The sequence below is a fragment of the Bacillus sp. JK62 genome (assembly GCF_053663455.1).
Genome location: NZ_JBSJQA010000001.1, coordinates 910,364 through 920,473, shown reverse-complemented (window position 1 = coordinate 920,473; position 10,110 = coordinate 910,364). Strand labels below are relative to the sequence as shown.

Sequence of the window (10,110 nt, the reverse complement as noted above, 5' to 3'; positions counted from 1 at the left end):
TCTCTCCCTTTATAAATAATCTGCGTTCGGCAAGACTTTTTGAGATCGGGAAGAAAGAAGTCTCCACCACTCTTCAAGCGTCGGGTTCTCCGCCAGTTCCACAAACGTCACTTCAGCTCCGTCACGGCGCCATTGTTCGACAAGGCTCATGATTCTGACGGAATCAAGGCCTCTGTCCAGCAGGTCTTCATGATCCGGAATATCAGACGGTGATTCTTGAAGAATCACCGCAATTTGTTCCCGCACCCGGTCTTTTGTCAATACGGCGGAAGTCTTCCCTTCTCCTTCAGAAACCGGCGCGCCGCCCAGCAGCTCCAACACTTCGTTTGTCAAAGCCGTGTAAGCGCAGCGCTGAGACGCATATTCGATGGCCATCTTATGTTTTTCTGAAGAAAAATCAGCAACGGCGTCTCCGATAAAGAAGCTTTGGATATCATCCATAAATGCTTCACAGGCTGTGACGAGACAGCCGATGTGTGCATAAATTCCCGTAATCATGAGCTGGTCTCTGCCGCTTTCACGCATGATGTCAAGGAGATTCGTCCGTTTAAACGCGCTGTATCTCCACTTTGTGAGGACTATGTCCTGATCATCCGGGGCAAGCTCCGGAATGACCTTTTCTTCATAAGGCCCGCTTTTCAGCCCCGGTCCCCAAAAATCCGTCAGCAGCGCGCGGTCCGCCGGGTCTTGGCTGCCCGGCTGCGCGGTGTACACCACCGGAATGCCGAGCGCTTTGCATTGCTCTTTTATTTTCTTGATATTCTGAGCCGCCTCCGTGATCGGAGCCTCACCTTTCGCAAAAGCATCGACGAAATAATTCTGCATGTCATGAATCAGAAGCACCGCTCGTTTCGGATTCAGCGTCCACGATACTTTATTTTCAGGCATATCTGACGCTGTCGGCAGCGCATATGCGGGAATAGACGGTATAGCCAATGTAAACACTTCCTTTTTTTAAGATTGTTTGATTTCAGCCGGCTTTACTTTTTGGGCGATCGTTTCGCGAAGATCCTTTTTACTGACCTTGCCGACGCCGGTTTTCGGGAAAGAAGCGATAAATTCAATCCGGTCGGGGATTTTATATGCCGCCAATCCGCGCTCACGTAAAAATGCTTTCAGCTCTCCCGGTTTCGGGGCTTCTCCTTTCGGGATGACGAACACACAGGATCGCTCTCCGAGAAAATCATCCGGCATTGAAACCATGGCCGCATCATGAACGGCAGGGTGCGCAAGAAGGTGATTTTCCACCTCCTCAGCGGCTATTTTTTCACCGCCCCGATTGATTTGATCTTTCGCACGTCCTTCGACGATGATATAGCCGTCCGCCGTCAGTTTGACGATATCGCCGGTCTGATAAAATCCGTCGGCTGTGAATGATCTTTCATTATGTTCAGGCGCTTTATAATATCCGCGAATCGTGTAAGGGCCGCGTGTAAACAAATGTCCCGCTTCACCGGGGGCGACATCCCGCCCGTCATCGTCTAAAACCCTGACCTCATCAAAAGGTGACATCGGTCTGCCTTGCGTATTGACAATGATCTCTTCAGGATCATCCAGTCTCGTATAATTCACCAATCCTTCCGCCATTCCGAAAACCTGCTGAAGGGTGCATCCGAAAGCGCTCTTTACGCGGCGGGCCGCCTCAGCACTGAATTTGGCGCCTCCCACCTGCAGCACTTGAAGGCTTGATAAATCATCACTTCGTGAACCGGATGCGTCCATCCACACCATCGCAAGCGGCGGGACGAGCGCTGTAATCGTGACACGTTCTTTTTCAATTAACGGGAAGCAGTCATCCGGACTCGGCGTCGGTGACAGAACAACCCGGCCTCCAGCATATAAAGTTCCCAGCACACCCGGCGAGCTGAGCGGATAATTATGCGCTGTCGGCAGAGCGGCCAAATAAACGCTGTGATGATCCAAGCCGCATATTTCCGCGCTGATGCGCAAACTGTATATGTAATCGTCGTGTGTTCGCGGAATCAGCTTGGACAGCCCCGTACTGCCTCCTGAAAGCTGTAAAAAAGCGACTTCCGCCGGGCTTACCTCTTCCAGCTGAACAGGCTCTCTATGCAGGCTGCTCAGTTCCTGAAACTCTTCAGCTTCGCCGGCCACAATGACATGCGCCAAATCCGGAAGTTTGTCTTTCACCTGTCTGGCCAGCGCCCTGTAATCAAAACCTGAATGCGTATCAGGAATGATGTATGCTTTCGCCTCTGCAAACTCGCAGAAATACGTAATCTCACTGCTTCTATGAGAAGGCAGCGCGAAAACGGGCAGTGCTCCGAGTCGGAACAGCGCGAAAATCACTTCAAAAAACTCAGCGATATTCGGCAGCTGAACGACAACGCGGTCTTCCTTTTGAATTCCGAGCTTATGCAGCCCCGCCGCTAAACGATCGGCCCTTTCATCTAATTCTTTGTAGGTCCAATGTACATCTTTACACGTCACGGCAGTTTGATTTCCGTATAAAGCCGCACGCTCTTTCAGCATTCCTCCGAACGTCTCACCCTTCCAGCAGCCGTCTTTTCGGTATTTGTCAGCCCATTCTTCCGGCCATGGCGTAAATCCAGTCAGCACGATCCGTCCCCTCCTTTTTTACAACTCATCTTGGTAAAGCCCCATCGCTCGGAGCATGGTGCGGAATTTCGCCGATGTCTCGTCCAATTCATCCTGCGGCTTTGATCCGGCGACAATCCCGGCACCCGCAAAGAGCCGGAGAGACCTTGTTTCCGCTTCGGCGCAGCGGAGTGCGATAATCCATTCTCCGTCACCTTCAGCATCACACCAGCCCGCCATTCCCGTGTAGAAATTGCGGTCAAACGGCTCTATATCCTGAATCGCTTCTCTCGCCGCATCCGTCGGCGTTCCGCATACAGCGGGCGTCGGATGAAGAGCGATGGCCAGCTCAAGTGATGTCGTTGACGGATCACTAAGCTCTCCCTTTACCTCGGTGGACAGGTGCCACATCGCCTCAGTTTTAATGAGTGACGGTTTTTCCGGCACATCAAGCACACGGCAGAACGGTTTTAGGGCGGCGGCCACGGCGGCCACGACTACGGCATGTTCATGCAGATCTTTTGCTGATTGCAGCAGTTCTTCCGCTCTTCTCTGATCCTCGGCGGGATCTGTGCTGCGAGGTCTGGAACCTGCCAGCGGATTGGACAGAATCGATGTTCCGTTTTTGGACAGCAGCAGTTCAGGACTTGCGCCGAAAAGCGTTTTTCTTGTTTCTGACGTTCCCGTCACATCGGCAGCGAATGTATAGCCGCGCGGGTTGTGCTGCGCCAAATGCTTGACGGCCTGAGGAATGTCGATATCCTTTTCAGCGGTCAGATGAAGCGTCCTTGACAGCACGATTTTGCTGAGCGGACCGTCCGTAATGTTGAATACGCCTTGTTCCACACCGCTCATAAAGCCCTCAGGCTCCGGAACAGGGCAGATGTCATATGTATTGGATTGCGGCTTTTCTGCGGAAGATTCCGCAAACGAAAGCGGGCCTGCCGTATGGACATTCTTCGGTACAAAAAGCCGGGAAGCTTTTCTGCCGTCAAAAGGAATGGCGCCGGCCGCAATCGGATGTTTGATGCCGGCTTGCTTTGCCTCAAGAAGCGTCTGTCTCACACGTTCAGGCAGTGAGTCCAGCTGATTCTCCGCGTCTGCATCCGGCACTTTTGCAAACACACCTTCTGCAAGGAGCGTACTTTTCGGGGAAGCTAAAAAGAACGCGCCGGGCTTGTAAGCGTCCAGCACCTCTTTTGCAGACACTTCCGTCAATACATGTTGATTTGTCATGATTATCCCTCCTTCTCGTTACATCAAACGCCTAAAGTAGCGCCGCCATCCACGCATAAATCATGCATCGTGATATGGCTTGCCTGTTCAGAGGCCAGAAACAAAACGGCATTTGCAATATCAGAAGGCTTTGCCAGCTTTTGAAGCGGAATTCCCGTTTTATATGTATCAAGCGAACCTCTGATAACGTCCTGTGCTCCGTTTTCATCCCGCCACAGCGCCCGCTGCATGTCGGTTTCCGTTGAACCCGGAGATACGATGTTGCAGCGGATATGATGGGCCGCAAGCTCCAGTCCGAGGCATTTCGTAAACATGGCGGCAGCCGCTTTTGACGCCGCATAAGCCGCCATGGAAGCACGCGGAACGCCGGCTGCATTCGAACCGACCGTAACGATGGCGCCTTTTTGACGCTCCATCATGTACCGGCTGACAGCCCGCGATACATGAAATACGCCGGTCGTATTAACAGAAAATGTTTGATCCCAATCTTCATCACTGAGGGATTGCACCGGACCCGGCCGCAGCACGCCCGCAACGTTCGCCAATATTTCAATAGGCCCCATGTCGCGTTCAACGGCGGCGATGATATCATTGACAGCCGCACTGTCAGATACATCTGCGGCAAACCCCTGCGCCTGCACGCCTTTTTGCCGGAGTCTGTCAGTAAGCCTAGGAAGCAGGTCTTCATTTGTATCTATAGCTGCCACATTTACGCCTTGTTCAGCAAGGGCAAGCGCTGTTGCTTCCCCGATGCCTTGAGCGGCGCCGGTGACAACGGCTGTTTTCCCTTTCATTCCCAATGCGTCCATATTATCATTCCCTTTCTATATTGATAATGATTATCATTATCAATTATGATTCAAGACAATCATATCCAAATCAAAACACGCAGTCAATTAGAAAATTAGAATCAGCCGCATTTAGTTCGAAGGGCCTGTTTTTTCTCATGCGGGAGAATACGGGGTATGCGGCCCTCCCGGATTCAGGCAGAAACGCAGGGCTCTGCTGATTAAAACGGGCAGGACAGAAATATGGCCCTCTCCTTCAAACTCGCTGTATTCAGCGCGGACTCCATCATCTTCAAATCCGGATAATAAAGCGTACAGCGCCTCTGCGTGCTGCGGGATTCTGCTTTTATGTGTTTTTTCAATTTCTCCCGCAGCCAGCAATACGCTGACTTGAAGATTTTCCGCAGAGAGCCGGTCTGACAAACGTTCCGCGTTTTCCTGAATAAAACGCTTGTTCCAATGAATTGACGGACTTCCCGCAACATAGGTCTGGAACATGTCCGGCCTCGTCAAAAGCACTTGCAGCACAAAAAGACCGCCCAGCGAATGGCCGAAAATCGTCTGCCTGTCTCTGTCGATCGGATAATCCCGCTCCATCGCGGGCTTTACTTCTTCTTCTATAAACTCCAGAAACGCTTCCGCCCCTCCCTGTTCGGGCCATGCCGCGCCGCGCGGATGCACCGGCAATTCTGATTCAGAAAGCGGCATCGTAAAATCACTGTGCCGTTCGGCGGAAAACGGCTGATCTGTCGGGTAACCGATTCCGACAATCACCGCCGGAACAACGCCTGTTTTTTCAGGCCGCCGGCTTTGTACCCGCAAAGCTTCGGCCATTGTGCCGAACACGGAATTCGCATCGAGCAGGTATATGACGGGGAAGCCGGATGCAGGCGGTTCTTCCTGAGGAAAAGAGACAAAGATACGATACTCACGGCCTCCTTTTGAGCGCATTTCTCTTACTTCTGTGCCCGGAACCGCGTATCGGCCGGCCGGCGCGAAACCCCGCTTTATTTGTTTTCCGTCCATTATGTGTTCATCCCCTTTGTGGCAATTGCTTTATCTATCCTTATTGATAATGATTTTCAATATCAAAAGACACCTCAAATAATAGGTTTTTTGCCAAACAAAGTCAATGGATTTTTGATATAAAAAAAGCACCTTATTTCAATAAGGTACCTAAGAACTATATAGGGATAGGGGCTTAATCCCATGTAAAGCGCTCATTCTTCCATGGATCTCCCCTCATATGGTAGCCGTTTTTCTCCCAAAAGCCGGGGTGGTTTTCCTTTGTGAACTGAATGCCGCGCAGCCATTTTGCGCTTTTCCAGAAATAAAGATGGGGGAAAACGCCTCTGAGCGGATAGCCGTGCTCTGGCGTTAACGGCTCGCCGTTATGCGCATATGCCAGCAAGGATGTTTCCCGCGTAAAATCAGAAAGCGGCAGGTTGGCCGTCCAGCCCTCTTCAGCGTGCAGAATGACGAATCCCGCTTCTTTGTGCACACCCGCTTTCTCAGCGATGTCTTTGGCGCGTATTCCCTGCCAGATATTATCAAGACGGGACCAGCCCGTGACGCAATGAATATCATTTTTCACTTCGGCTTCCGGAAAGGCTTTGATATCTTCAAAGCTTAACAGCATAGGACGGTCAACAAGCCCGTACACTTGCAGATTCCATTTTGACATATCTTCATAATAAGGAACATTTCCGGCGTGAAGCACGGGAAACTTCGTTGTGACATTTTGATTTGGCGGAATCCGTTCCGACTGTTTTGTTTGTCTCGTTTTCCCGAAAAACATATGGCTCCCTCCATTTAGTAAACCTGTATTAAATCTTTGTTGACAATCAATCACCCTTCGATTACGCTAATCTGGTACAAGTGTAAGGGGGAAAAACAAATGAAACAACGCAACCTTCGCGCGGGCGATATGGCGCTTATCGGCATGTTTGCCGCCCTGATGGCCGTCGGCGCCAACATTACATCAATGGCTCCTTTTTTGCAAGTTGCGGGAATCCCGTTATCGCTGCAGCCTTTTTTTTGTCTGTTAGCCGCGATGCTTCTCGGCGCCAGACGGGCAGCCATTGCAATGACGGTATACGCATTGGCCGGACTCGCGGGGGCGCCTGTTTTCGCTCAATTCTCAGCAGGCTTTGCGCCGTTTATCGGAAAGAGCGGCGGATTTATTCTCGCTTACATCCCGGCGGCATTTGCAGCCGGATGGCTGCTGGAAAAAACAAAAAAACCCGGCCGCCTGCATTATGCATGGGCCTCTTTGATCGGTACCGCCGTCATTTATATCATTGGCACGACCTATACGTATATTGCGCTGAAATTATGGCTTCATGCTCCGATCAGCTACGGAATGGCCTGGTTTTACATGATATGGTTTTTCATAAAAGATATCATTTTAGCACTGTTATTGGCATCTATCGCGCCTGCCGTATACAGGTCTATTCATAAAGCGACGGGGTTCAGCAGAAATCCGGCGTAAGATGTTCTCAGCATACAAAAAGGCTCCCCTTTCCGGGAGCCTTTTTTACAGAACAAGCGCGGCAATCCACCCGAATATCACAAGCGGAATGTTATAGAAAATAAATGTCGGTACGCACGTATCCCAAATGTGGTGGTGCTGTCCGTCAGCGCTGAGGCCTGACGTCGGCCCGAGCGTACTGTCACTTGCAGGAGAACCCGCATCACCGACCGCGGCGGCCGCTCCGATTACGGCGATCGTCGCCATCGGGCTGAATCCGAGCTGAGCGCACAGCGGGACAAATATGGTCGTAATGACGGGAACGGTTGCAAATGATGATCCGATTCCCATCGTGATTAATAAACCGACCACCAGCATCAGGAGCGCGCCTAATGATTGACTGTGACCGATAAAGCCTGTTGATGCTTTGACCAAGGAAGCCACATCGCCCGTTTTGTTCAATACATTTGAAAAACCGGCCGCAACAAGCATGACAAACCCGATAAAAGCCATCAGAATCATGCCGTCCGTGATCAGCTTATCCGCTTCATTGCGCTTCATGACTCCGCTGATAAACAGCGTAAACAAACCGGCAAGCGCGCCCATGATCATACCTTCCACTCCGAGCACTTGTGACAGATAGAGCTGAACGGCAAGCGACACGGCAATGGAGATCAGGGCGATGGCAATGCTTTTTTTCGTATAAGGAGAAGACGACAGTCCGGCAATCTCCTTCGTCTCATATTTCTTCGGTTTCCGGAAGACGATGACGGATAAAATTAATCCGACTACCATCCCGGCCGTCGGGATGATTAAAGCATACGGGATATCACTGAGCGGCACCTTTAAACCGGCTGACGCCATATTATCTCTCAGCATCCCTTGGAAAATCTGTCCGAATCCGACAGGCAGAACGATATACGGCGCAGTCAGTCCGAATGTCATCACACACGCGATCAGTCTGCGGTCTATTTCAAGTTCGTTAAATATTTTTAAAAGCGGCGGAATCAATACAGGAATAAACGCAATGTGAACGGGCACCACGTTTTGCGAGAAACAGGATATGATTAAAATAACCAGTACGATTAACACTTTTGACAGTGCTTTTTTCCGCGAATCTTCCTTTTTTCCGATTAGTTTGACAGACGCTTCCACCATTGCATCGGGAAGCCCCGTCTTCGTCAGCGCCGCGGCAAATGCTCCGAGCAGCGCGTAGCTGACCGCGACGGTGGCATTTCCGCCGAGACCGTCCGTAAAAGCCTTCACCGTCTCTCCGAGGCCTAAGCCGCCGGTCAGCCCGCCGGCAAGCGCGCCGATCATTAAAGCTATAATAATATTGACACGCAGCAGGCTTAAGACGAGCATAAGCAATACTGCGACAACAACAGCATTCATTGATGAGTCCCTCCAAAAATCCTTTAGTTTGCTAATGTAGTAGATAATTAAAGTTAACATACATTCCGCGCTTTAGTCAACTAAAGATTTTGGAAATCAAAAAACCCGCTGCATCAAGGCAGCGGGATGCTGTTATCTTTCGGGCGTAAACCGCTCAGTCAAAACAGCCAACGTCCTTGCCATGACGCCTGTTGCGCCGGCAGGGCCGAAGCATGTCGCTTTATTCGCCGTCGCGGTTCCCGCAATATCGAGATGAACCCACGGCGTGTTTTCCGCGAATTCACCAAGGAATGCCCCCGCCATAATCGCGTGGCCTTCTCTTCCCGGGGAATTGTTCAAATCAGCCATCTGACTGTTTCTCACCCGTTTTTTATCCTTTTCTGTAATCGGAAGCTGCCAGATCGGCTCGCCGGATTCTTTCGCCGATTCCGCCACTTGTTCATAAAACGCGGCGTGATTGGTCATGGCGCCCGTCATTTCGTTCCCTAAGGCGACAATGACACCGCCCGTTAACGTTGCGACGTCTACAAGGACAGAGGCTCCGTGCTGCTTGGCGTATGTGATGCCGTCGGCAAGCACGAGACGCCCTTCCGCATCGGTGTTCAGGATCTCAATGGTTTTTCCGCTGAGCGAGACGATGACGTCATCAGGCTTCATAGCATCGGACGAAATCATGTTGTCCGTAGACGGTATGACGGCGAGCACGTTTTGTTCAGGCCGGAGTTCGCCGATAATTTCCATTGCGCCCAATACCGAGGCGGCCCCTCCCATATCGCTTTTCATGCCGACGATGCCGGTTTTCGGCTTAATTGAATATCCGCCCGTATCAAAGGTAATTCCTTTACCGACCAGGCCGATGACGTCTTCCCACTGATCTTTGCCCTGATACTTCAGAACGATCATTTTCGGCGGTTCGGATGAGCCTTTGTTAACAGCAAGCAGCCCGCCCATGCCGAGCTCTTCCATTTCATCTTTTTCTAAAATTTCACACTCGAAATCGTATTTTGCCGCAAGCTCAGCGGCATATGACGCCAAATCAGTGGCCGTCAGCATATTACCCGGCATATTCACAAGCGTGCGGGCTGAATTCGTCCCTTGGCCGTATGCCGCGCCGACGTTCAGGCCGGCCTGCACTTCCCTCAGGTCTTCTTCGGTCACGGCGCAGACTGATTTCAGTTCCTGATCCGGCTCATTCGATTTATGTTTATAATCCTGCACTTCGTAAACCGCAAGCAGACAGCTTTCCGAAAGCGCATGAGCGGCATCGGCGGCAGGCACTTCCCCGGAGACGAATGTATCGAGCAACACGGATACTTCCTGTTTTTTATCTTGATGAATCTGCTGAAATACTCGTGCAAAGCATTCTTTCGTATCTTCAAACGAATAATCCGCTTCTCTTCCCAGGCCGATAAAATAAATACGTTTCATACCGGTCGCAGCCGGAGGGTATACTTTTGATACACGATTGCGTTTGGCGGACACATCACCATCCTTTAACAGCTGGGTCAGATGACCGTCCAATTTATCATCCAATTCCTTCGTAAATCCGTTCAGCGTGCTTTTTTGAAAAAGACCGATGACCAGTGTTTCGGGATGCCGCAGTTGATCAGATGCATAAAACATGAGTACACACTCCTTATGTGGGTATTTGTTATGTAAAGT

At 50.9% G+C, this 10,110-nt stretch carries 9 protein-coding genes; 1 reads left to right on the top strand and 8 read right to left on the bottom strand.

Annotated elements, in window-relative coordinates:
- Positions 1 to 9: 9 nt before the first annotated feature.
- The 6 genes from ACWJJ4_RS04620 to ACWJJ4_RS04595 all read right to left on the bottom strand — a co-directional run bounded on the left by ACWJJ4_RS04620 (position 10) and on the right by ACWJJ4_RS04595 (position 6,381).
- The gene (locus tag ACWJJ4_RS04620) at positions 10 to 936 is read right to left on the bottom strand and encodes an isochorismatase family protein (protein ID WP_454021470.1); all 927 of its coding nucleotides are present in this window, start codon (positions 934 to 936) and stop codon (positions 10 to 12) included.
- Between the two features lie 18 nt (positions 937 to 954).
- Positions 955 to 2,580, bottom strand: a complete 1,626-nt coding sequence (locus ACWJJ4_RS04615; protein ID WP_353575229.1) for a (2,3-dihydroxybenzoyl)adenylate synthase — start codon at positions 2,578 to 2,580, stop codon at positions 955 to 957.
- 18 nt (positions 2,581 to 2,598) lie between these two features.
- Positions 2,599 to 3,795, bottom strand: a complete 1,197-nt coding sequence (dhbC, locus tag ACWJJ4_RS04610) for an isochorismate synthase DhbC (RefSeq protein ID WP_101562390.1) — start codon at positions 3,793 to 3,795, stop codon at positions 2,599 to 2,601.
- A 23-nt stretch (positions 3,796 to 3,818) separates the two neighbouring features.
- Positions 3,819 to 4,604: a 2,3-dihydro-2,3-dihydroxybenzoate dehydrogenase gene (locus ACWJJ4_RS04605; RefSeq protein ID WP_160249221.1), complete on the bottom strand. Its 786-nt coding sequence runs from the start codon at positions 4,602 to 4,604 to the stop codon at positions 3,819 to 3,821.
- A 135-nt stretch (positions 4,605 to 4,739) separates the two neighbouring features.
- Positions 4,740 to 5,609, bottom strand: coding sequence for an alpha/beta hydrolase (locus ACWJJ4_RS04600; RefSeq protein ID WP_160249220.1), 870 nt, complete (start codon positions 5,607 to 5,609; stop codon positions 4,740 to 4,742).
- Between the two features lie 175 nt (positions 5,610 to 5,784).
- Positions 5,785 to 6,381 (bottom strand): sulfite oxidase-like oxidoreductase, encoded by a 597-nt coding sequence (locus ACWJJ4_RS04595; RefSeq protein ID WP_070082300.1) that lies wholly within the window; start codon positions 6,379 to 6,381, stop codon positions 5,785 to 5,787.
- A 99-nt stretch (positions 6,382 to 6,480) separates the two neighbouring features.
- Between ACWJJ4_RS04595 and ACWJJ4_RS04590 the strand changes: the two genes are divergently transcribed.
- Positions 6,481 to 7,074, top strand: coding sequence for a biotin transporter BioY (locus tag ACWJJ4_RS04590; RefSeq protein WP_003151994.1), 594 nt, complete (start codon positions 6,481 to 6,483; stop codon positions 7,072 to 7,074).
- Positions 7,075 to 7,119: 45 nt separating this feature from the next.
- Here the strand turns inward: ACWJJ4_RS04590 and ACWJJ4_RS04585 are convergent, their stop codons facing one another.
- On the bottom strand, positions 7,120 to 8,448 hold the full coding sequence (locus ACWJJ4_RS04585) for a Na+/H+ antiporter NhaC family protein (protein ID WP_003151993.1): 1,329 nt from the start codon (positions 8,446 to 8,448) through the stop codon (positions 7,120 to 7,122).
- A 132-nt stretch (positions 8,449 to 8,580) separates the two neighbouring features.
- On the bottom strand, positions 8,581 to 10,071 hold the full coding sequence (locus ACWJJ4_RS04580) for a leucyl aminopeptidase (protein ID WP_003151992.1): 1,491 nt from the start codon (positions 10,069 to 10,071) through the stop codon (positions 8,581 to 8,583).
- Positions 10,072 to 10,110: the final 39 nt, after the last annotated feature.